At 65.8% G+C, this 21,918-nt stretch carries 22 protein-coding genes and 1 tRNA gene; 16 read left to right on the top strand and 7 right to left on the bottom strand.

The window, feature by feature from the left end; all coding sequences use genetic code 11:
* Window positions 1–61: 61 nt before the first annotated feature.
* The 4 genes from mch to glmS are packed head-to-tail and all read right to left on the bottom strand — an operon-like array spanning window position 62 to window position 4,296.
* The gene (mch, locus tag HTZ84_RS08325) at window positions 62–1,129 is read right to left on the bottom strand and encodes a 2-methylfumaryl-CoA hydratase (protein WP_174680248.1); all 1,068 of its coding nucleotides are present in this window, start codon (window positions 1,127–1,129) and stop codon (window positions 62–64) included.
* Entirely contained in the window at window positions 1,122–2,399 is a 1,278-nt protein-coding gene (locus tag HTZ84_RS08320; protein ID WP_174680247.1) for a methylaspartate ammonia-lyase, read from the bottom strand. Before HTZ84_RS08320 ends, mch begins: the two co-directional genes overlap by 8 nt.
* A 1-nt stretch (window position 2,400) precedes the next feature.
* Window positions 2,401–3,840 (bottom strand): methylaspartate mutase subunit E, encoded by a 1,440-nt coding sequence (locus HTZ84_RS08315; RefSeq protein WP_174680246.1) that lies wholly within the window; start codon window positions 3,838–3,840, stop codon window positions 2,401–2,403.
* Window positions 3,841–4,296: a methylaspartate mutase subunit S gene (gene glmS / locus HTZ84_RS08310; protein ID WP_126663510.1), complete on the bottom strand. Its 456-nt coding sequence runs from the start codon at window positions 4,294–4,296 to the stop codon at window positions 3,841–3,843.
* 138 nt (window positions 4,297–4,434) lie between these two features.
* On the opposite strand from glmS, the gene mct reads away from it, so the two are divergent.
* Window positions 4,435–5,607, top strand: a complete 1,173-nt coding sequence (gene mct, locus HTZ84_RS08305; protein ID WP_174680245.1) for a succinyl-CoA:mesaconate CoA-transferase — start codon at window positions 4,435–4,437, stop codon at window positions 5,605–5,607.
* 243 nt (window positions 5,608–5,850) lie between these two features.
* Here mct and HTZ84_RS08300 read toward each other — a convergent pair whose 3' ends face one another.
* Entirely contained in the window at window positions 5,851–6,336 is a 486-nt protein-coding gene (locus HTZ84_RS08300) for a hypothetical protein (protein WP_254611722.1), read from the bottom strand.
* A 263-nt stretch (window positions 6,337–6,599) separates the two neighbouring features.
* Between HTZ84_RS08300 and HTZ84_RS08295 the strand changes: the two genes are divergently transcribed.
* The 8 genes from HTZ84_RS08295 to HTZ84_RS08260 all read left to right on the top strand — a co-directional run bounded on the left by HTZ84_RS08295 (window position 6,600) and on the right by HTZ84_RS08260 (window position 11,729).
* Window positions 6,600–6,806 carry a hypothetical protein gene (locus tag HTZ84_RS08295; protein WP_174680244.1) on the top strand — a complete coding sequence of 69 codons (207 nt, stop codon included), beginning with the start codon at window positions 6,600–6,602 and terminating at the stop codon, window positions 6,804–6,806.
* On the top strand, window positions 6,803–7,543 hold the full coding sequence (locus HTZ84_RS08290) for a hypothetical protein (protein ID WP_174680243.1): 741 nt from the start codon (window positions 6,803–6,805) through the stop codon (window positions 7,541–7,543). Before HTZ84_RS08295 ends, HTZ84_RS08290 begins: the two co-directional genes overlap by 4 nt.
* Before the next feature lie 216 nt (window positions 7,544–7,759).
* Entirely contained in the window at window positions 7,760–8,086 is a 327-nt protein-coding gene (locus HTZ84_RS08285) for a DUF5785 family protein (protein ID WP_008896856.1), read from the top strand.
* A gap of 147 nt (window positions 8,087–8,233) precedes the next feature.
* Complete coding sequence (locus tag HTZ84_RS08280; RefSeq protein ID WP_174680242.1) at window positions 8,234–8,995, top strand: GTP cyclohydrolase III; 762 nt, start codon at window positions 8,234–8,236, stop codon at window positions 8,993–8,995.
* A gap of 173 nt (window positions 8,996–9,168) precedes the next feature.
* Window positions 9,169–9,789, top strand: coding sequence for a CBS domain-containing protein (locus tag HTZ84_RS08275; protein WP_008896858.1), 621 nt, complete (start codon window positions 9,169–9,171; stop codon window positions 9,787–9,789).
* A 141-nt stretch (window positions 9,790–9,930) separates the two neighbouring features.
* On the top strand, window positions 9,931–11,157 hold the full coding sequence (locus HTZ84_RS08270) for a phosphoglycerate kinase (protein WP_174680241.1): 1,227 nt from the start codon (window positions 9,931–9,933) through the stop codon (window positions 11,155–11,157).
* Window positions 11,123–11,644 (top strand): GNAT family N-acetyltransferase, encoded by a 522-nt coding sequence (locus HTZ84_RS08265; protein WP_174680240.1) that lies wholly within the window; start codon window positions 11,123–11,125, stop codon window positions 11,642–11,644. Before HTZ84_RS08270 ends, HTZ84_RS08265 begins: the two co-directional genes overlap by 35 nt.
* A gap of 11 nt (window positions 11,645–11,655) precedes the next feature.
* A tRNA-Thr gene (locus HTZ84_RS08260) sits at window positions 11,656–11,729 on the top strand.
* A gap of 670 nt (window positions 11,730–12,399) precedes the next feature.
* Here HTZ84_RS08260 and HTZ84_RS08255 read toward each other — a convergent pair.
* Window positions 12,400–13,905, bottom strand: coding sequence for an HTTM domain-containing protein (locus HTZ84_RS08255; RefSeq protein ID WP_174680239.1), 1,506 nt, complete (start codon window positions 13,903–13,905; stop codon window positions 12,400–12,402).
* A 507-nt stretch (window positions 13,906–14,412) separates the two neighbouring features.
* Entirely contained in the window at window positions 14,413–15,039 is a 627-nt protein-coding gene (locus HTZ84_RS08250; protein ID WP_174680238.1) for a universal stress protein, read from the bottom strand.
* A 141-nt stretch (window positions 15,040–15,180) separates the two neighbouring features.
* On the opposite strand from HTZ84_RS08250, the gene HTZ84_RS08245 reads away from it, so the two are divergent.
* The 7 genes from HTZ84_RS08245 (at window position 15,181) to HTZ84_RS08215 (ending at window position 21,853) form a co-directional block, all read left to right on the top strand.
* Window positions 15,181–16,200 carry a thiamine pyrophosphate-dependent dehydrogenase E1 component subunit alpha gene (locus tag HTZ84_RS08245; protein WP_174682552.1) on the top strand — a complete coding sequence of 340 codons (1,020 nt, stop codon included), beginning with the start codon at window positions 15,181–15,183 and terminating at the stop codon, window positions 16,198–16,200.
* The gene (locus HTZ84_RS08240; RefSeq protein WP_174680237.1) at window positions 16,200–17,252 is read left to right on the top strand and encodes an alpha-ketoacid dehydrogenase subunit beta; all 1,053 of its coding nucleotides are present in this window, start codon (window positions 16,200–16,202) and stop codon (window positions 17,250–17,252) included. The genes HTZ84_RS08245 and HTZ84_RS08240 overlap by 1 nt, the downstream gene beginning before the upstream one ends.
* On the top strand, window positions 17,249–17,512 hold the full coding sequence (locus tag HTZ84_RS08235; RefSeq protein WP_174680236.1) for a lipoyl domain-containing protein: 264 nt from the start codon (window positions 17,249–17,251) through the stop codon (window positions 17,510–17,512). The genes HTZ84_RS08240 and HTZ84_RS08235 overlap by 4 nt, the downstream gene beginning before the upstream one ends.
* A 38-nt stretch (window positions 17,513–17,550) precedes the next feature.
* Window positions 17,551–18,405 (top strand): 2-oxo acid dehydrogenase subunit E2, encoded by an 855-nt coding sequence (locus tag HTZ84_RS08230; protein ID WP_174680235.1) that lies wholly within the window; start codon window positions 17,551–17,553, stop codon window positions 18,403–18,405.
* Window positions 18,406–18,488: 83 nt separating this feature from the next.
* Window positions 18,489–19,316 (top strand): DUF6159 family protein, encoded by an 828-nt coding sequence (locus tag HTZ84_RS08225; RefSeq protein ID WP_174680234.1) that lies wholly within the window; start codon window positions 18,489–18,491, stop codon window positions 19,314–19,316.
* A 153-nt stretch (window positions 19,317–19,469) separates the two neighbouring features.
* A complete protein-coding gene (locus HTZ84_RS08220) occupies window positions 19,470–21,053 on the top strand; it encodes a long-chain-fatty-acid--CoA ligase (RefSeq protein ID WP_174680233.1) in 1,584 nt (527 codons plus the stop codon).
* Window positions 21,053–21,853, top strand: a complete 801-nt coding sequence (locus tag HTZ84_RS08215; RefSeq protein ID WP_174680232.1) for an enoyl-CoA hydratase-related protein — start codon at window positions 21,053–21,055, stop codon at window positions 21,851–21,853. The genes HTZ84_RS08220 and HTZ84_RS08215 overlap by 1 nt, the downstream gene beginning before the upstream one ends.
* Window positions 21,854–21,918 lie beyond the last annotated feature (65 nt).

The raw sequence follows: 21,918 nt of genomic DNA, 5'->3' as shown, positions 1-21,918 counted from the left end.
CGGTATCGGTCGTTGGCAGTCGGTATCGATCGTTCGCGGTCGATTCCCCTGGTCGGTCTGATCAGCCGGAGCGCTTCCGGATCTCCGCGGTTCGCGTGCCGGAGTAGACGGGTTCGTCGTCCTGGTTGAACGCGATGTGTTCGAACCGAACGGTGCCCGCCTCGTCGCTCGAGGCGTCGTTTTCGGCCTCGAGCACACGCGTGAACGCGTAGACGGTGTCACCGACTGCGACGAACGTGTGGAAGGATTCGTCGTCGAAGCCGACCTCGCGCCAGGTCTCCTCGTCCGAGCGGGCGTGGCCCAGCGCGGTCGAGCGGGTGACGTCGCCGTAGGTGACGATGTCGCCCGACGGCGAGTCGCTCATCACGTCGACGTTATGGTGTTGTTTGGCCGTGTTGAGCGTCGCCAGCGGCAGCGAGGCGACGGTGACGTCGTCCTGCGTCCGGCCGCGCTCGTGGCGGTAGGCGACGGCCGCGTTCTCGTCGTCGGCTTCCTCGAGGGCCGCGACGAAGTCCTCGAAGTAGCCGCCCTCGGGCGTGACGAACGCCTCGGGGAGGTCGGGCTCGTCGTTGCCGTCCGCTTCCGTTGTTGCAGCCCCGCTCCCGTCCGTCGCCACGGGCTCGCGACGCGGGATCATGTTCGTCCGTTCGTAGGAGCAGAGCACCTCGCCGGTCTCGGCGTCCGTGCCGCGGGTGCGCCAGGAGACGATCCCGTACTCCGGTCGGGAACTCGAGGTCGCGCAGTCGACGACCTCGCTCTCGACGTGGAGTTCGGCGCCCGCGTAGACGGGCGTCCCGGGGAACCGGACGTCGGTGCGCCCGAGGAAGTAGCCGCCCTTCTCGCTGAGATCCTCGACGGTGATCCCCAGCGTCGCGGCGGTGAGGTAGTCCGGGTGGATCGGCGGCTCCTCGAAGCCCCGCGCCTCGGCGGCGTCGGTCCGCCAATAGGCCGGGTCGTGGTTCAGCGTTTGGCTCATCCACTGCTCGTTGCCGAAGCGTGTGAGGGTGAGACCGGGGTCGTGTTCGATCACGTCCCCCTCCTCGAAGTCCTCGAAGCAGTTGCCCTTCTCCTTCGTGTCGACTCGCTCGAGCGCCCGTGCGAACGTGTCTGGATCGGTCCAGTCAGTCATCTGCGGCCACCTCGTCAGTGCCGGTTTGCCGTTGTTCCCGCTCGCGGCGGGCGATCGTCCGCCGCATCTCGTTCTCGACGATCATGTAGCCCTCGTCGAAGCCCATCCCGGGCTTGGCGAGCACCTGCGCGGCGTTCGTCGCGAGCGCGACGTGGGCGCAGGCGCGCGCGGAGGTCTCCGTCTCGTTGCAGGTCCCGCCCAGATAGGCGCGGGTCTCGGTCCCCTCGCAGTAGCGGACCGCCTGCCCGCTGCGGTGGATGCCGCCGAGATCGGGGGTCTTGACCTGCACGAGGTCCGCGGCCTCGGCGTCGACGAACGCCCGCACGTCCTCGAAGGTGTTACACCACTCGTCGGCGACGATATCGACATCGACGCCGGCGTCTTTCAGCCCTTCTCGGAGTTCGACCATCGCCGCGATCTGGTCTTCGCGGTTGCCGACGTCCATCGGCCCCTCGATCTGGATCGGGTACGGCGCGGCGGCGTCCTCGAGGTCGGCGAAGTAGTCGACCACTTCGTCGCGATCGTAGGGCGCGCCGAAGACCTCCCCGATCATGCCGTAGACGTCGATATGGAATCGGGGCTCGTAGCCGTCGGGTCCGAGTTCCTGCGAGCGCTCGACGAGCCACTCCACGTACTCGAGCAGCGTCTCGCCGTTCTCGCCGATCTTCTCGACGCTGTTGATCAGCGCGTGCGGGAGCACGGGGACGCCCTTCACGAACATCTTTTCCGTGTTGTTGTAGCGGTCGTCGCCGGACTGGCCGAAGACCGGCACCGGCTCCGTGGCGGGCTCGGTGCTCAGGGCGTCGGCCAGCACGTCCGTGCGCGTGGTGTGTTGCGCTTCGGCGGCCGCGGACAGCAGGGCCTGCGAGACGCCGTAGCGGATCGCCGTGTGGAGCCGGTCGCCGTCTATCTGCAGCTCCTCGAGCGTCTCCGCGTTCTCGAGGAAGTCGGTCGCGTCGCGGCCCTCGAGTTCGTCGGCGACGGGGCCGGAGACGACGGGAGCGTACTCCTCGGCCCGAAAGAGCGGGTCGCGCCCGCCGGCGCCGGAGTACTGGACCGCGGCGCAGTCGCCCCGCACCACGGTGCCGTCGGCGAGTTCGACGTCGACAATGATCGTCTCGCCGGCCTGGCGAATCTCGTCGAAGCCGTCGGTCACGGGCTCGCCGTCGTAGGTGAACCCGTCCTGCTGTGCGCCCTGTTTGATCGCGCGCTGGTCGTCGAAGAAGAACCCGGAATAGCCGGGCGTCGCGTGAATGCCTGTGATTTCCATGTTAGACGTCACCCGTTGACTGCGGTCGGCCGATGAGCTTGCCGTCGCTGATCGCGTCGACGTCGTCCGCGACCATGCGGAACGACTGTTTGCGGCCCTCGGTGTCGGCCCGGCGCGAGAGCCGCGCCTTGTGAATCTCCTTGATGTCGTCGTCCATCTCGAGGTCGGCCCACTCGAAGATGCGGACGCGACCGTCGTCGTCCCGCGCGGGGAGGACGGCGCCCTTCGCGCTGTCGCTGGGGGCGAAGGGGACGTCCAGCGCGCCGGAGTCGAAGGCCTCGATCGTGCCCTGGACGACGTCGCCGTCGCCGTGCTCGAAGATGGTATCCATCAGACACCGCGTCTCGCGCTCGATCAAGTCCTGTTCCTCCTCGATGCCGTCGATGTCGATCTGCTGCTCGATCGCCATGTCGATGACCTGCCGCGTGGTGCGCAGGCCGGCGGAGTTGGCCTCCTTGGTCGGGACGCCCTGGAACTCCTGAGGAGACTTGGTGATGACCTTGTCCGGCTGGGCGATGGCGGCGGTCATCCCGCCGAGACCGATCACGCCGTTGGCGCGGGCCTCGTCCGGCGGGAACCCGCCCATCCACTCGTGGAAGACCGTCGTGACGACGACCTCGTCGGGGAGGTACTCGTTGCCAAGCTTCTTCAGCGCGTTCAGGGCGGCGACGTCCTGGACGACGTTGCCGACCTGCCCGTAACCGAGCGTGATCGAGCGCACGCCCTGCGTAGCGGCGAGCTGGCCCTCGACGATCATGATCGCGATGGCGATCGACGGCGGGACCAGCGTCCCCGTCAGCGGGCCGAACGGCTCGCGGTTGATCCGCACGCCTCGTTCGGTGTAGGCGCCCGCCAGCCGGTCGACGAACTGCCACTTCTCGATGGTCTCCTCGAGTCCGTGGCGTTTCGTGTACGGAATGTTGTACGAAATTGGACCGCCCTCGAAGCTCTGGAAGCCGCCGGCGAAGGTGATCGCGGCCAGCAGCCGGGCGTCGGGCGTCCCGTGGCGGACCTCGATCGGCGCGTCGATCGAGTCGATCAGCTCCCGGCAGCCGTCGACGCCGTGGTTGACCGCCGGAAACCCGTTCAGCGTGTCGTCGCCCGTCTCGCGGGCCTTCGCTAAGCCCTGCTGGGCCTTCTCGTACTCGTTGTCGCGCGTGTACGAGTCGATGGTCGTCGGCAGGAGGTCCGCCTGCCCCTCTTGGTGGAGGTACTCGAGGAGTTCGATCTGGTCGTCGAGCCGGGGGACGCCGGCCCGCGGCTGGAGAAGGGGTTTGTCGGCCGACTCGAGGACGTCCGCGAATCGCTTGTGATCGGGCAGCGACTCGTGGTAGGCGATTGCGTCCTCGAAGTCGACGTCGTCGCCCGTCGACCAGTTCGATCGGATTTCCTCGTCGATACGCCGTAGCTCGTCGGCGGGAATGCGTTCGTCTCGTATCATCTACGAACTGATAGTGGCCCGTTCGGACTCGGTCGGTCTGATCTGCAGGTCCTCCCGAAGCGCCGCGATCGCGTCTTCGGGGTCCGTCTCGGAGTCGAACACGCGATCGAAGCCGAGCCGCCGGAAGGTGCGCCGGGTCCGCTCGAACTCGTCCTGGCCAACGGCGAGGTTGCCGCCGATGTAGGTGACGGCGTCGACCCCGGCGTCCTCGAGGACCTCGTGGAACCCCTGGCAGTCCTGCTCGGCGTGGCCGTAGAGCGAGGAGACCAGTACGGCCTCAGCGTCGTGTGCTACGGCGGCCTCGGCGAACTCCTCCTGGGAGGTCTGGACGCCGAGGTTGATCACGTCGAAGCCCGCTGCGCTGAAGGCCTGTTCGAGGATGGTGATTCCAACGACGTGAGCGTCGGAGCCGATCACGCCGAGGACGACCGTTTGGGACATCGTATGCAGAACCATGAGGAACTGGGCTATAAAGTTAATGATCTTCCATGATAATACACCTTAACCGTCCTAATAGCGTCCCAATGGGACGATGTCACAATGTACATTATCGATGATAAGGTTTAGGTGCCGGCCTGAAAAAGGGTCGGGTACATGGGAGCGCTTTCGAATCTGCGCGTGCTCGATCTGACCCAGGTGCTGGCCGGGCCGTACTGCACGATGTTGCTCGCGGACATGGGCGCGGACGTCGTCAAAATCGAGCGGCCGGGCGGCGATATGATCCGCTCGAACCCGCCGTTCGTCGACGACCCCGAGACGGAGGCCTACGGCGGCTACTTCCAGAGCGTCAACCGCGGCAAGAAGAGCATCGAGCTGAACTTAGGCGACGAGGACGACCGCGCGGACTTCCTCTCGCTGGTCGAGGAGGCCGACGTCGTCGTCGAGAACTACCGCTCGGGGACGATGGAGAAGTACGATCTGGGCTACGAGACGCTGAAGGAGTACAACGACGACCTCATCTACTCCTCGATCCGCGGCTTCGGCGACCCGCGAACGGGCGAAACGGAGCGGCAGGGCCAACCCTCCTTCGACCTCATCGCGCAGGCGCTGGGCGGGGTCATGGAGACCACCGGCCAGCCCGACGGCCCGCCGACGAAGACCGGCCCCGGCGTCGGCGATCTCTTCACGGCGACGCTGAACTGCATCGGCATTCTGGCCGCCGTCAACCACCGCGAACAGACCGGCGAGGGCCAGTACGTCGACACCGCCATGTACGACTCGATGCTCAGCTTCACCGAGCGCGCGATCTACCAGCAGTCCTACACCGGCGAGGCGCCGACTCGACGGGGCAACTCCCACCCCACGCTCTTCCCCTACAACGCCTTCGAGACCGCCGACGGCTACGCCGTCATCGCCGCGTTCAACGACAACCACTGGGCCGAGCTCTGCGACGTGATGGGCCGCGAAGATCTGGCCGAGAAGTATCCGACCACCGCGGAGCGCCTCGAGCACCGCGCGTCGCTGCGCGACGAGATCGCCGACTGGACCCTCGCACAGACCAACGAGGAACTGGTCAGCAAACTCGAGGGTCGGGTCCCGGCCGCCAAGGCCCAGACCACCGAGGAGATCTTCGACGACCCGCACGTCCACGCGCGGGACATGCTCGTGCCCGTCGAACAGCCCGGCGCCGACCGCGATGTCGAGATCGCGGGCAACCCGATCAAGATGAGCGAGACCGAGCCCAAGCCTCGCGGTCGCGCGCCGCTGTTGGACGAACACCGCGAAGAGATTCTGGGTGAGCGGGCGGAGAAGACGGCGGACGACTGATTGACGGTTCTGTTGTTTGACGCAGCCTTTTCGAGGTACGAGTGTTTTCCCGTTCAGTTCCGACAGGAATTCGGCGCGTTCGACGATTCGGATCCGCCGATACGCCGAGTTCGTTCGGATCGGTCAAAGCGACGTAATTGGCGCCACCAGTGATAGCACTGGCTCCTTAGCACAATTGCTCGAGGATCTGAGGAATCGGAACGCGGGTTCCCCGTAGGTCTTCGTCTCCTCGGCCGCGAGGGCTCAGAGTTTGTCGACACGCTCGGTGTAACTTTCGTTGATGACAAGTTCGATCAATTCACCTCGTTCGGCCTCGAAGTCAGTAGAGAGTTTCTCGAGGCCGTCGGTGAGATAGCCGTCGGACAGGTACGGGGCCCAGAGTTGGAAGATGTACTTATCAGCGTCGTCGAAGACCCGCGTCACGTAGTCGTAATCGGACTCGAACTTGGTCTCGAGTTTCTCGAGGGAGTACTGGTAGCTGTCGTTACCGAATTCGGTCCACTTGTCGTCATCAGGCGTTCCCGAATACGCCGAGCCGTTGAGATGCGTGATTACCTCGCGGGCGTAGATGGTCTGTGTGCCGTTGCTCGAGTCGATCGCGACGACGTCGATCTCCATCTGTTCGCCGTCCTCCTTAGACCTCGGGTTGTAGCTGACCACTTCAGCGTCGGTGACGATCTTGTGGTACGCACCGACGATGTGTTCGCCAATCTGAGCGTTGGATATCATGATGAGGTATAGTTCCCCGAGGGACGATAGTTGTTGATAAATTTTACATATCATACTAAATTAAAGACGGATATCATACAGTGACGTTGCCCTGTCGAACAGCAGACATTCTCGGTCCACTCTCTCCCTCTCCTCGCTGGCCACGTCAAAGCTGGCCGTCCGCATCGATCTTCACACCGATTCGAATGATCGGTTTCGGAACGAGTCGCTGAGTACCCGCTCCTACCAGATGATTATTGGTATGACAATTCAAGGGAGCTGGTATGAGTCAGGCAACGCTGTCGGGACGGCCACACACGAATTCGGATCTCGTCTCCGGTCACTATCTCAACGAGCGGATTCAGGGCCGCGAGGAACGGGAGCGTAGCGACGCTGCACGGGAGGCGATGAACGAACTGCAGTCGCCGGTCGAACTCGAGTCGGGGCTGGTCGAGGAGATCAAGATCATCGAGGTGGCTGTTGGCGAATGACTACCGAACATTCCTCAATGAGACTCAACGCTGATACGATACTCGCCGAACGAGTTTGTCAGCAACTTGGGAGGTTTCCTGAGAAGTTTCGAGAGTTAGGCGAGGGTGGTGAGCTACGGAAGCTCTGTCGGAAGCCAACGACCCTTTCAGGACCGAAAGTCCAGCAATCACCGGAGGATTTCACGGAACAGTACCTCATCGAGCCCGTTCTCCACGGCCTCGGGTACTGGAATCCGATTTCCGAGAAGTACACTGGAACGGGCCCCCACTTCGTCCGGCGCCCGAGCACGTACCACAAAATCGAGATCAAACGTCCAGATTACCTGCTGAAAAACGTTTCACCGACGCTCGACTGTATTCTCGAGGCCAAAGCAGCCAACAAGGAGCAACTTACTGGATCGAAAAGAAATGCGACGAGTGATATCAAGAAATACGTCGAGTCAAATACGTTTGCGAAGTACCTCGAGAGTCGAGAGAAGCGGTACCTTGTCGCAATCGGGACAGATGGTTTCCGCTGGGTCCTTTGGGTGAAAGACGTCCGGACTGGAGAAACAAAAGACGCTATCGCCGAAATTGATATGGAAGCTGCGATCAGCTCTATTGCGAAACGAGCGTCAGTGATCGAAGGAGAGCCGGATCACACTACTGCCGAAATACGACGGTTTCTCGCTTCAGAATTCATTCCAGCGTTCGCAGCGCGGTCACTTCCCGAATACATCCAGAATCAGTTCGAATAGGGGCGCAATCCCACAAGTCACGTTCGTGGATCAAAGCCTCCAACAATGGTTATTGTACTGCTGAATGGGGAGACGAGTCGCTTGCTGCCAGAGACTCCGGTTAACCGCCGTGACTCAAGGAGGATCGCTTTGGCAGATGCAGCGTCGGTATTTCCACCGTCGACCTGTCCACGACAGAGAGTAACCCTTTTGCGGGACCCCTGCACACGTCGGAGTATGAGCAGCGACTGGCCCGTCGATCCCGACGGCGAGGAAGGCAGCGAGGGAATGCGCAAGTACGACATGCGAATCATCGCGGACAAGGTCGACGAGGAGGAGGACTTCCCGATGGTCCGCGACGAGTTCGTCGAGGAGTACGGCGACTACCCGATCCGGATCAACTACAAGCGCGTCGTCCCGATGCGCGAGATCTTCGAGTACGTCGAACCCGAGCGCTTCGAGACGATCCTCGACATGCACAAGGCCGTCGGCGACGCCATGCGCGCCGGCGACTTCTGGGAGTACCACCCGCAGGGCAAGAACCCCGAGCGGAAACACGCCTGAAGCGGACACCGTCGCGTCTCGCCTCCGTTCTCGACTCGAGGCCCGGTTCCCGACTCGAGCGCTCGCCTCGAGTCTCACGTTCGCGAACCCATCACGAATCTGGATTACGTATCGCTTATATGACGCCGTTCGAAAGCCACTGCTACCGTGACTAATACGCAGGTTACGCTCGTTCAGATCGACAACTACGGGCCGTGGACGGTCACACCGGAGCCGCGACGGGAGGCCGACCTCCAGACGATGCAGTCTCGGCTCTACGCCGACATCTCCCAGTTCGTCGGGAACCGCGGCGGCTACACCTTCTTCACTCGCTTCGACAACATGATCGCCGTCACGAACGGCCTCGATCTCGAGGACCACGCGCTCCTCCAGGAGTCCGTCGGCAACCGGTATCCCGTGACGCTCAGCCTCGGCGTCGCGGCCGACGCCAGTCCCGTGCAGGCGCTGGCCGACGCGACCGCCCGCGTCCAGGACGCCGGCAGCGCACAGGATGAAGATCGGCGCGAGTGCCTCGAGGGACGGGCCGTCGGCCCCGCCGACCGAACCGAAGAGGACGTCCAGATCGCCCACTTCGACGTCATCAACGCGACCGGCACCTACACCGACGAACTCAACGCCTTCGACACGTTCATCGAGATCGAACAGGGGTACGCCGAACTGATGCGGCACATGCGCCACGCCCACGACAGCCTCTCGTTTTTCGTCGGCGGGGACAACATCATCGTCACCTGTCCGGACCTCGATCGGGGCGACTACGAGGAGGCCATCTACCACGTCGAGGAGGCCGTCGACGTCGAACTACAGGTCGGCGTCGGTCGCGGAGAGTGCGCCCACGACGCCGGCTTCGCCGCGAAACACGCCCTCGAGACCTGTCGGGCCGACGGGACTCGCGTCGAACTCGAGTGGTAAGCGATTCGAGCGATCGCGCCGGGAGTGGGACCGTCCGGGAACGGGGTGACGCCAGCGTAGCGGACATTTTTCCGCGGTAGAACGGCCGAGGAACCGAATCACGAAACTTCGATCCCGATTCGCTTAAGAGTGGCGGGGGTAGCTTTTAGCCTGTGTGTGGTTATCTTTCACACATGGAATCGGAACTGTCGGTCAGGGAGGTCCTGACGAACGACTACGTCGGCGTCAGCGAGTCGGACACGGTTCGCGGCGCCGTCGAACTCATGCGCGAGGAGCGCTCGAGTTGCGTCCTCGTCGTCCGCGGGAGCGAGCCGGTCGGGATCATGACCGAGTGGGACGTCCTCGACGTCGTCGCCGACGAGCGCGATCCGTCCGAGACGACCGTCGGCGACGTCATGAGTTCGCCGGTCATCACGTTCGGGCCGGACCGGTCGCTCACCGACGTCGCCGACGCGATGGCCCGCGAGAGCATCCGCAACGTCGTGGTCGAGGACGATGAGGGCGTGGTCGGCCTGCTCACCCAGCGCGACGTCATCGCCGCCGCGGGCTCGTTCCAGGCCACGATGACGCCCGGGCGAACGGCCAACACCGCGACGGGACTCGAGGGTGCGCAGCCGTCAGACGAGCGCTCGGCTCAGTCCCAGCCCGCCGGCGAGAGTCTCGACTCGCGGATGCTGGCCAACGGCGGCGACGAGTACACGACCCAGGGCGTCTGCGAAGCCTGCGGCTCGCTCGCGGAGGCGCTGTGGGACGCCAACGGCCAACTGGTCTGTGCGGACTGTCGCACGGTGTGACCGTCGAGGCGCCGGCGGCTGCGGTCCGACGCTCCGATCGGATCCGCGCCGATGCGTGTCAGGACGTAGCGCGACACCAGTCACCGACAGCGATTTCTCCGATAGAAAGACCTTTCGGGGGCCGCGGTGCACCCGTAGATAATGATCGATACCCTCGACGACCTCGACGTCGAAGGGACCACCGTCGGCGTCCGCGTGGACATCAACAGCCCGATCGGCGACGACGGTACCCTCGCCGACGACGCCCGACTGCGTGCCCACGTGGACACCCTCTCGGAACTGCTCGAGCGCGGCGGCCGGGTCGCCGTCCTCGCTCACCAGGGCCGACCCGGCGGCGACGACTTCGTCTCCCTCGAGTCCCACGCCGAGCGGCTCTCGAAACTGCTCGAGCGACCCGTCGACCACGTGGACACGACGTTCAGCGACGCCGCCCGCGAAGCCGTCCGGAACCTCGAGAACGGCGACTGCCTCGTCCTCGAGAACACGCGCTTCTACAGCGAGGAGTACATGGAGTTCGACCCCGAACGCGCCGCCGAAACCCACCTCGTGGAGGGGCTGGCGCCGGCGCTGGACGTCTACGTCAACGACGCCTTCGCCGCGGCCCACCGCTCCCAGCCCTCGCTGGTCGGCTTTCCGACCGTCCTCCCCGGCTACGCCGGCCGCGTGATGGAGTCCGAACTCGACGTCCTCGGGACGATCGAGGAGACCCCCGAACCGCGGATCTACGTCCTCGGCGGGGCGAAGGTCCCGGACTCGATCGACGTCGCCTGGTCCGTCCTCGAGAAGGGGCTGGCCGACCACGTCCTCACCGCGGGCGTCGTCGGCAACGTCTTCCTCATCGCCGACGGCGTCGACGTCGGCGACGCCAGCTCCGACTTCATCTACGACCAGGGCTACTGGGACGAGATCGACCGCGCCGCCGACCTGCTCGACGCCTACGGCGACAGTATCGCGCTCCCGCGAGACGTCGCCGTCGAACGCGACGGCGAACGCCACGAACTCGGCGTCAACGCCCTCCCGCCGGGCGACGAAGAGGCCGCCATGGACATCGGTAGCTCGACGCTCGCCTACTACGAACGCCTGCTCGAGGACGCGGGCACGGTCATCCTCAACGGCCCCGCCGGCGTCTTCGAGGAGGAGGCGTTCGCGACGGGGACCCGACAGCTCTACGGCGCCGCGACCGACGTCGAGATGAGCATCGTCGGCGGCGGCGACACCGCCTCCGCGCTGCGCAGCCTCGGCGTCGACGGCTTCACACACGTCAGCACCGGTGGCGGCGCCGCCCTGCGGATGCTCACCGCGGAACCGCTGCCGGCCGTGACCGCACTCGAGGATGGACCCAAACGACAACAGCCGGCCGACGATTGAACGCGCCACCGCCGACGACGTCGAGACGGTCGCGGACCTGTGGGTCCGGCTGGCTCGAGACCAGCGCCGGCACGACTCCTACGTTCACGCCGACGCCAACCGGGAGACGATGCGGGACACGCTCGCGGCCCACCAGGTCAACGACGGGCTGCTCGTCGCCCGCGACGGCGGGACCGTCGTCGGCTTCGCCTCGTTTTCCGTCGAGCGGGGCTCGCTCCAGCTCGACGCCACCCGCGGCGTGCTCTCGAACATCTACGTCGTCCCCGCCGCCCGCGGGCAGGGCGTCGGGACGGCGCTGCTCGAGGCCGTCGAGGACGAACTCGCGTCCCAGGGCGCCGACGTCGTCGTGCTCGAGGTGATGGCCCGTAACGAGGCCGCCCGCCGGTTCTACGAGCGGAAGGGGTACGAGACCTTTCGGGTCGCGATGGAACGCGACCTCGGCGACGACCGCTCGGAAAACGATACACATTCAAAGGAGGACGGCTAACCCGAAACTGCGCCAGGGGAGCATGGGTGGTTCATGCACTCGACTTGTAATCGAGACTCCCGGGGTTCAAATCCCCGCCCTGGCTTACTGACGAGAACAATTTCGTGAGCGTCGGCAACGGGATCGGATTTGGTACTCGGTCTCGTTCAAATCCGAACTCTACCTCGAATCCGGATTATCAACCTGTCCATCAGCCGGTATCGATACTTCCGTGACTAACGGAGGGTCCGGAAGTCGCACCTCGAGCGGCGAGAATCGCCCGCGACGGGGACGACTCACGACTCGAAACGCTCCGGACTATTATTACGAACTCGCCGATACTGGATACTGTCCGGGTCGCATCTCCCTGAGAACGCCAGATCTCACATCCTCCCTCGAGTCGCCTTCGACTCGGACACCTCGGTACCGGCACGTAGTGTCACCCGAAACGCCGACGGAAGTCGGCGTCGGAACTCCCCTTTCGACCGGTGGCGTGTCGACGGGGCGAAGTTGCGACCGAGATCGACGATTGCTAGTGGAGCGATCTCGACCGACAGCGGACGGTGTGGTCGTTTCGAATGTCTCAGTTCGAACGGTAGCCGTCGGCAACGGCGGACTCCCCATCCCGCCACTCGAGTATTCGACTACCGCAAATTAAGCCTACTGGCCGGCTAGTCGCACGTTACCCCGGATTTCGGACGATTCGGAGCGCTCCGAGTGACATCGCAGTCGGCCGATCGTTCCCAGCCGTTGCCGACGCGTTCGGGGACGGGCGCTCAACAGCGTCTGGTGACCCGTTCGTTCACGACCGGATCGCCGACCGGCCCGTCCGCCTCGACCGGCTGCTCGAGGTGATAGATCGTCACCGACTCGAGGTCTCGATCCGACTCCGCGCAGACGTACGCCGCCGCCGGCTCGTACTGCGACGCGCCGGCGTACCGCATGTCGACGCCGTACCGGTGCCAGAGCGTCGTCGGGTACGTCCCGGCGGCGTCCGGCGGCGGGTCGAACGCGACCTCGCCGCCGTCGACCGCGTCGATCGTCTCGCCCGACTCGAGGGTCGCCTCGATCGCGTACCAGCTCGAGGTGTCCGGCGGGTTCGGCGCGAAGAACGACCAGCTCACGTCCGAGAGCTCGCCGTCCAGATCCGGCGCCGAATCCGCGGCGATCCCGAGACTCGCCGCCTGCCAGCAGAGTATCGCGACGAACGCGCCGACGAGCAACGCGGTGCTCCCGACTCGGACGCCCTGCCGGACGCGGGGAAAGCGTGGCCTCGACTCGGGCAGTAGCGGTCCGGTTTCTCCGATTCGACCCACCCGAATCGAGGCCGGGAGCCGCTGACGGACGCCCGAGGAGACGGGTGCTGTGATCTCCTCGAGCCGGTCCCAGACCGGCGCCGGGAGGAACAGGAGCAGGCCGGCGATCATGACGAACGGGAACGCGCCCAGACGCATCGTCGCGGCCATCCCGAGGTGGGCGCAGACGAACGCGGCGGCGAGTGCGGTCCGCGGCCGCCCGGTGTACAGAATCAGGAACGGCGAGAGGGAGAGCGCGGCGACCCAGAGCCAGTTGATCGCGGTGAGCACCGTCCCGAACTCGGCGAGGGACGGCCCGAGCAGCACGACGTACTCCTCGAGGTGGAAGATCCGGGGCACCGCCGTCCCGGACAGCCACGCCTCGCTCTGGAACTTGTGGACCGCGCTCGCCGCGTAGATGGCCACGAAGTGGACGCAGAGAATCGCCGTCTCGAGCGAGTAGACGGGGCGCTCGTCGTCGCTCCGCCGGCGGTCGCCGAGCGACCAGCGCGCGTCGAGCGGCAGGAACAGGCCCAGAAACAGGAACGTGAGCAGGATGGTGTCGCCGCCGTTGACCACGTGCGGGTTCCGGGCGAACAGCGAGGCCAGCAGGACCAGGGACAGCCCCAGCGAGAGCTTCGTCCGGTAGCCGACGAGGAGACACGCGGCGGCGACGCCGGCGATCGCGAACAGCATCCCTTGTGCCCACGCCGCGCCGGAGACCGCGTGGAGCGACGCGGCCGCGAACGTCGGATAGACGTCGGCGAGCGCCGACCGCGGGAAGACGCCGCCGTCGGTGTAAAACGGTACCAATCCCGGCACCCGGAGGAACGCCAGATCGGCGAGTAGGAGCGCTCCCAGCACGATCCGAAACGCACCGAGCGCTCGCGGATCGATGCCCAGACGCGGTCTCGCGACGGCGTGGAGTCGCTCGAGGATCGCGCGGGATCGATCGGTCGGTTTCGGGTCCTGTTGTGACGAACTCATCGGCGAGTGACGTCCGGCAGATTCGATCGCTAGTATAAGTGCTTTGTAGTGTCACTTCTACCGTCACGTTGCGCCGCTATCGGAATCGTCTGAGAGCGAATGAGACGATGACTCTCGAGACGGACGAAAGCCGCAGCGACGAACGACCGAGCGAGACCTCTTTGGCTGACCCGACTCGAGAGAACGGAGCCGTCACTCGCCGGCGGTCCGGTAGGTATCGATTCGAGCGCCCGAAAAAGTCGGCCGGCGAAAGCCGACGGTGGAACGATGATAACCGAGGACGAGGGAACTGTCTCAGAGTCGGAACCCCCCTACTGGCAACGACTAGGTGTTCCTCCCTCGTCGTTAGGGTGAACGTCCCAGATAGTGATAGCTCCATTGCCAAACTGTGTAGGTAGTGGCGCGACGGAGCGTCGACTCGAGCCCGTTACCGGCCGGTTCGGTCCGGAACGCGGCCGAATCGTCATCGCCGCTCTCTCGGCCCGTTCGGTAGCGTCCCGCGGCCGGTCACTCGGGTCGTTTCGCGGTCCGCGCCTCGCCCGATACGGCGTCGACGTGGACGTGGACGGTATCGGTCGCCGTCTCGAGGGGGACGATCCAGGAGGCGCTGGTTCGGTGGGGCTCCTCGAGGACGGTGATCTCCGCCGGGTCGAGCGAGCCGTCCTCCTCGGCGAGCGCCTCGCGGGCGATCCGGACCGCCTCGTCGGCGTCGTCGATCCGGACGTTCTCGGTGAGGCGAACGGTCACGACCGGCACGTCGGCCATCCGGACGACGCGCTCGGTGACGCTCCCGACTAGCACGCGGTCGAGGCCGGTCCGACCCTGGGTCCCCATGACGATCATGTCGACGTCGTGTTCGTCGGCGTACTCGAGGATCTCCTCGTGGGGGACGCCCTGCTCGACCGCCGTCACGGCTTCGACGCCCTTGCGGGTGGCCTCCCGCTCGACGCGCTCGACGGCGCGGTCGGCGGCGGCGATCGCCGTATCGTTCTGTAGCGTCCCGAGGGGCCCCTCCGGAACGACCGACAGCGCGTGGATGGTCGCCCCGAACTGCTGTGCGATGGCCATTCCGTGGTCGATCGACTGGCGGGTCCCGTCGCTCCCGTCCGTCGGAATGAGCACGTCCTGATACATGGTATCGGACGTTAGGAATCCGGACGTATATAGCCTCGAGTCCCGCTCTAGGGGACTCGCGTCGCCGTTTCGGTGCCTAGCTATTTATCGATCGATGTGGTCACTCCCATCGGTATGGTACCTGTTACCGACCTACAAGAAATGTACGAGGCCATGGTGACGGCGCGCCGGTACGAGGAGCGCCTCCAGGAGGAGTACCTCGAGGGGAAGCAACCGGCGTTCGACATCTCCGCCGGGCCGATTCCCGGCGAGTTACACCTCGCCGCGGGCCACGAGGCGTCGGGCGCGGGCGTCTGCCAACATCTGCGCGACGACGACACGGTGACGGCGCCGCACCGGCCCCACCACATCGCCGTCGCGAAGGGCGTCGATCTGAAGCGGATGACCGCCGAGATTTTCGGCCGCGAGACGGGGCTGAGCAAGGGGAAGGGCGGTCACATGCACCTCTTCGATCCCGACGTCAACTTCGCGTGCAGCGGGATCATCGCCGAGGGCTGCCCGCCCGCGGTCGGCGCCGGACTGGCCGCGAAGAAACGAAATACCGACAGCGTCGCGGTCGCGTTCCTCGGCGAGGGCGCGATCGATCAGGGCGCGTTCCTCGAGTCGCTCAACCTGGCGGCCGTCCAGGACCTCCCCGTGGTCTTCGTCGTCGAGGACAACGACTGGGCGATCAGCATGCCAAAAGATCGCGTCACCGACGTCGAGAACGGCGCGCGGCGCGCCGACGGCTTCGACATGCCGGGAACCCGCGTGGACGCCGACGACGCCGTCGCGGTCTACGAGGCCGCGCGGGAGGCGATCGGTCGCGCTCGAGACCGGAACGGGCCGTCGCTGCTCGAGGTGCAGGTCCACCGGCGGATGGGCCACTTCATGGGGGATCCGCAGGCCTACCGCTCCGACGAGGATAAGGCCGCGGCCCAGCAGCGCGATTCGATCGACCGCCTCGAGTCGGACCTGCGGGCTCACGGCGTCGACGACGAGACGATCGACGAGTTGCGCTCGAGCGCCAAGGAACGCGTCGAGGAGGCGATCGAGTGGGCGAAAGAGCAACCGGAGCCAGAGCCGGCGGACGCCCACGAGGACGTGTTCACGAATCCGCCGTCGGGCGTGACGGACGGCGAACCGAACGTCGCGAAAACGGAGACCGGAGGTGACGACTGATGGCACAACAGGAGAAAGATCCCGCGAAGGAACGGCAGACCGACCGCTCGCTGACGATGAGTCGGGCGATGGTCGAGGCGATCGCCCACGAGATGCGCGCGGACGACGACGTCTTCTACATGGGCGAGGACGTCGCCGACTACGGCGGCATCTTCGACAGCACCGAGGGGCTGTTAGAGGAGTTCGGTCACGACCGGATCATGGATGTTCCCATCAGCGAGACGGCGTACATCGGCGCCGCAGTGGGCGCGGCCCAGGCGGGAATGCGACCGATTGCCGAACTCATGTTCGTCGATTTCTTCGGCGTCGGGATGGACCAGATCTACAACCAGATGGCCAAGAACACCTACATGAGCGGCGGCTCCGTCAGCGTGCCGATGGTTCTGACGGCCGCCGTCGGCGGCACGTACAACGACGCCGCCCAGCACTCCCAGACCCTCTACGGGACGTTCGCCCACCTGCCCGGGATGAAGGTCGTCGTGCCGTCGACCGCCTACGACGCGAAGGGGTTGATGCACAACGCCATCCGCGACGACGATCCGGTCGTCTACATGTTCCACAAGCGGCTCATGGGAATCGGCTGGTTACCGGCCCCCGACGGACCGAAGACGCCCGTCCCCGAGGACGAGTACACGATCCCCTTCGGCAGCGCCGACGTCAAGCGCGAAGGCAGCGACGTGACCGTCGTCACGCTCGGCCTGCACGTCCACCGCGCGCTCGAGGCCGCCGACGAACTCGCCGACGACGGGATCGACGTCGAGGTCGTCGACCTCCGGACGCTCGTTCCCCTCGACACCGACACTGTCCGCGACTCCGTGGCGAAGACCGGGCGACTCGTCGTCGTCGACGAGGACTACCGGTCGTTCGGCGTCACCGGCGAAATCGTCGCCCAGGTGGCCGAGGCCGAGGACGGACTCGCCGACCTCGAGGCCGTCGAGCGGGTGGCCGTTCCGGACGTCCCGCTTCCCTACGCGCGGCCGATGGAGAACGAGGTCGTCCCGGACGCCGAGGACATCACGGACGCCGTCCGCGCGGCCCGCGGTGACGAATGAGTACGGACGACGACCGCGTCGCCGTCGACACCGGCGACGTCTGGCCCGAGGACACCGACGAGGACGAGGGCGTCGTCGTCAACTGGTTCCTGAGCGAGGGCGCCGGCGTCGAGGAGGGCGACGACCTCTGCGAGTTCCAGGTCGAGAAGGTCAGCGTCGACGTTCCGGCGCCGACGGACGGCGCGATCGACGAGATCGTCCTCGAGGAAGACGACGAGTTCGAGCGCGGGGCCGTCCTCGCCTGGATCGCTCCGGCGTAGCGGCGCCGCGTTCGACTCCTCTCGACAACTGATTCCAGATGCCACCCACCGATACAGCATCCGACGGGAGCGACGAACTGGAGACAGAGACGAACGGCGACGGCGAACGGGACCGAAACGGCGGCGCGAACCGCGACGACGGAACGGACGGCGACGACGAGTCGAGAGGCGACGACGAGACCCCGAACGCCGACGAAACGGACCGAACCGTCCGCGAAGAGCGGTCGCTCTCCCCGATGCGGCGCACGATCGCGAACCGGCTCCAGGAGAGCTATCGGAACGCCGTCCACGTGACCGCCAGCCGGGCGGTCGACGCCGAGGCGCTGTTCCGTGCGGCCGAGACCGCGAACGACCGCCTCGAAGCGGACGTCTCGCTCGTCGACGTCGTGCTGGCCGCGCTCTCGGCGACGCTCGCGGAGCATCCGGCGTTCAACGCGACGTTCGAGGACGAGACCCACCGCGTCTACGAGGAGCACAACGTCGGCGTCGCGGTCGATATCGAGGCAGGACTGGTGACGCCGGTCCTGCGCGATGTCGGCTCGAAGTCCCTCGCAGAGATCGCGACCGAACGACGACGGCTGACGGAGACCGTCCAATCCGGCGAGTACACGATGGACGACCTCCGCGGCGGGACGTTCACCGTCACGAACCTCGGCGTCCTCGGCGTCGACTCGTTCACGCCGGTCATCAACCCGCCGGAGGTCGCGATCCTCGGAATCGGCCGGGTGCGAGAGCGCCCGCGACGGAGCGGCGACGGACTCGAGTTCCGCCGCGAGGTGACCTACGACCTCAGCTTCGACCACCGGGTCGTCGACGGCGCGGACGCGGCCCGGTTCCTCGAGACGCTCGCGGAGTACACCGAGCGCGCCGAGCGGTTCGGTCCCGACGGCTGATCCGAGCCGGCGGGTTCCGTCCCCGCTCGCGATATAGTTGGGGATCCAATAAGAATATATATTCAGCGAGATTAGGGTGGAATATGCGCGAACGATATCGCAACGGACTGGCCGTGATCGACGCCAGTCTGGACGTCTTCCGCGCCCGCCCTCGGCTCGCGGTCCTCCCGCTGTTGAGCCTCGCGACGGTCGGAACCGCGTACGCGGCGGTCGGCCTCGCGTTCCTCCACTACGGACTGCTCGAGGCGGTCCTCGAGAACGAGTTCGTGAAGTACGGCGCGCTGTTCGCCGCTCTCGCGATCTCCTCCGGCGTCGGCGTCTTCTTCAACGCCGCGGTGGTCCACTGCGCGACGCGACAGTTCGACGGGGAGGAGACGTCGGCCCGCGACGGCCTCGCGGCCGCGTGGGACGCCCGCCGAGAGATCGCGAAGTGGGGACTCGTCTCCGCGACGATCGGGACCGCCCTCTACATCGCCGAGGACAACGTGCCCGGCGTCGGATCGCTCGTCCAGTCGATCCTCAATCTGGGCTGGAGTCTGTTGACGTTCTTCGTCGTCCCGGTGATCGTCACGGACCGAACGGGATCGCTCCGGTCGGAGATCCGGAAGAGCGGCGACGCGTTCGCCCGGACGTGGGGCGAGTCGATCACCGCGGCGTTCGGGATCGGACTGGCGCTGCTCCCGGTCACGCTGACCGGAATCTGCATGCTCGTCGTCGCCTACGTCTCGGCGACGGGCCTCACTGCGTACGCACTCGGTGCGCTCGGCGGCGTCCTCGTCGTCGCGACCCTCGTCGTCACGCAGGTACTGGGCATGATCGTCCGGGCGGCGCTCTACCGGTACGCGACCGATGGCGAGCGCGTCGGACCGCTCGCGGAACTCGATCCGGACGGAATCTTCGTCGATAACTGACTCGCTCGAGAACGACCGGTCGCGGTCGGCGAACCGGAACGACTCGCTAACGTTGACTGTATCGATTGGGTGAGTGGTTACCGTCGGAAAGGATTCCGCCGGTGTATCTTTGACAATCTTTTTTACGGTACACGAAAACGTATCGCACGGAGCATGACAAATCTTGTCACTAACGTCGCGGCCGCCGTCGAGGACCACGGCGAGAACACCGCGATCGGGTTTCAGGGCTCGGAAACGAGCTACGAGGAATTCTGGGGTCAGACCGGGGCGTTCGCCACCGCGCTCGAGGAACGGGGGCTGGGTGCCGACGATCGGGTCGCGCTCTATCTGCCGAACGTGCCGCCGTTTCTCATCGCGTTCCACGGGACGTTGCGGGCCGGCGGCGTCGTCGTCCCGATGAATCCGCAGTACAAGTCCCGCGAGATCGGCCACTTGCTCGGGGACAGCGAGGCCGAGGTCGTCGTCGCGCTGGCCGATCTGGTCCCCTTCGTCCGTGAGGTACGGGACGAGACGAGCGTCGAACACATCGTCAGCGTGGGGGGTGACGCAGAGGGTGCTACCGCGTTCGAGGAGTTCCTCGAGCCGGGGGATCCCGGCATCGCCGAGCGCGACGACGACGACGACGCCGTCCAGCCGTACACGTCCGGGACGACGGGCCAGCCGAAGGGCGTCCAGCTCACCCACGAGAACCTCGCGTCGAACGCGAACGCGGCGTCGCAGCTCATTCCCGACGGGATCCGGCCGGACGACAAATCGCTCGGCGTGTTGCCGCTGTTCCACATCTACGGGATGACCGTCGTGATGAACGCGTCGCTGTTCAACGGCGGCGCGTACTACCCGATGGCCTCCTGGGACGCACAGGAGGCCGTCTCGCTGATCGAGGACGAGGAGCTGACGATCATGCACGGCGTGCCGGCGATGTACAACGACATCATCAACCAGCCCGACGCCGAGGAGTTCGACATGTCGTCGCTGCGACTCTGCGGCGTCGGCGGCTCCGGGATCCCGGTCGAGGTCCTACGCCAGTTCGAGGAGCTCTACGAGCCGAAAATCTACGAGGGGTACGGCCTGACCGAGACCAGCCCGATCACCCACTTCAACAGCCCGATCGAGGGCCGGCGGGTCGGCAGCATCGGGAAGACCGTCCCCGGCGTCGACTCGAAGGTCGTCGACGACGACTTCGAGGACGTCGATCCGGTCGCGGAGGGGCCGGTCGACGAGGAGGAAGCCGACCTCCACGAGATCACCGGCGAGATCGTCGTCGCCGGCCCGAACGTGATGAAGGGCTACTACGGCCTGCCCGAGGCCAACGAGGAGGCCTTCACCGAGGAGGGCGGCCGACGCTGGTTCCACACCGGCGACGTCGGCTACCGCGACGAGGACGGCTTCTTCTACGTCGTCGACCGCGAGAAGCACATGATCGTCACCGGCGGCTACAACGTCTACCCGCGCGAAGTCGAGGAACTCCTCTTCGAGCACGAGGACGTCGCCGACGCCGCCGTCGCGGGCATTCCCGACGAACGTCGCGGCGAGACCGTCAAGGCGTTCATCGTCCGCACGCCCGACGGCGACGTGTCCGAGGACGAGATCAAGGAGTACTGCCTGTCCAACCTCGCGGAGTACAAACACCCCCGCGAGGTCGAGTTCGTCGAGGAACTGCCCCGGACGACCACGGGTAAGGTCCAGAAGTTCAAGCTCCGCGAGCAGGACGAAGAGGAGGAAGCGGAGGCCGAATAATGGCGCTGGGCGAGGCGGTCCACCTCGAGATCGAGGCCGACGGTCCCGCGACGATCACGCTCGACCAACCGGATCGGCGCAACGCCCTCTCGGAGGCGATCGGCACCGGTATCTCCGAAGCGCTCGACGAGATCGAGGGCAGCGACGCTCGAGTCGTCCGTATCGAGGGGTCGGGCGGCTCGTTCTCGGCCGGCGGCGACATCGAGCGCATGGTCGAGGGGATCGAAAACGACGTCCCCGCCGACGAGCGGGTTCGCAGGCTCGAGCGCTCGACGAACGCGCTCATCGGGCGGGTAGTGGAGTTCCCGATCCCGACGATCGCGCTGGTCGACGGCCCCGCCGTCGGCGCCGGCGCGAACCTCGCGATCGCCTGTGACGTGCAACTGGCCAGCGAGAACGCCGTCTTCGGCTTCGTCTTCCGACAAGTGGGACTGAGCGTCGACGCCGGGACGTCCTACCTGCTGCCCCGTATCGTCGGTGAAAACGTCGCCAAGGAGCTCGTGTTGACCGGCGACATCATCGACGCCGACCGCGCCGAAGAAATCGGCCTGGTCAATCACGTCTACGACGCCGAGGAGTTCGACGAGCGGGTCGACGAGTTCGTCGAGAAAGTCGTCTCTGGGCCGCCGATCGCGCTCCGACACGCCAATCGGCTGGTCGGCGAAGGGCTCGATAAATCGCTTGAGCAGGCCCTGACCGACGAGGCGACGGCCCAGGGGATCGTCTTCGACACCGCGGATCACGTCGAGGGCGTCGAAGCCTTCTTCGAAGACCGCGATCCGGAGTACGAAGGTCGGTAAGAGCGCAGAGAGCACTCTCCGTCGTTCGATTCTTCGCTGCGCGACAACTGATTGTGTGACCGGTT

It is taken from the genome of Haloterrigena gelatinilytica (assembly GCF_013342145.1).
In the GTDB taxonomy this organism is placed as follows: domain Archaea; phylum Halobacteriota; class Halobacteria; order Halobacteriales; family Natrialbaceae; genus Haloterrigena; species Haloterrigena gelatinilytica.
Note: the sequence above shows the minus strand (reverse complement) of the source record. Positions and strands in the feature narration are given on the sequence as shown.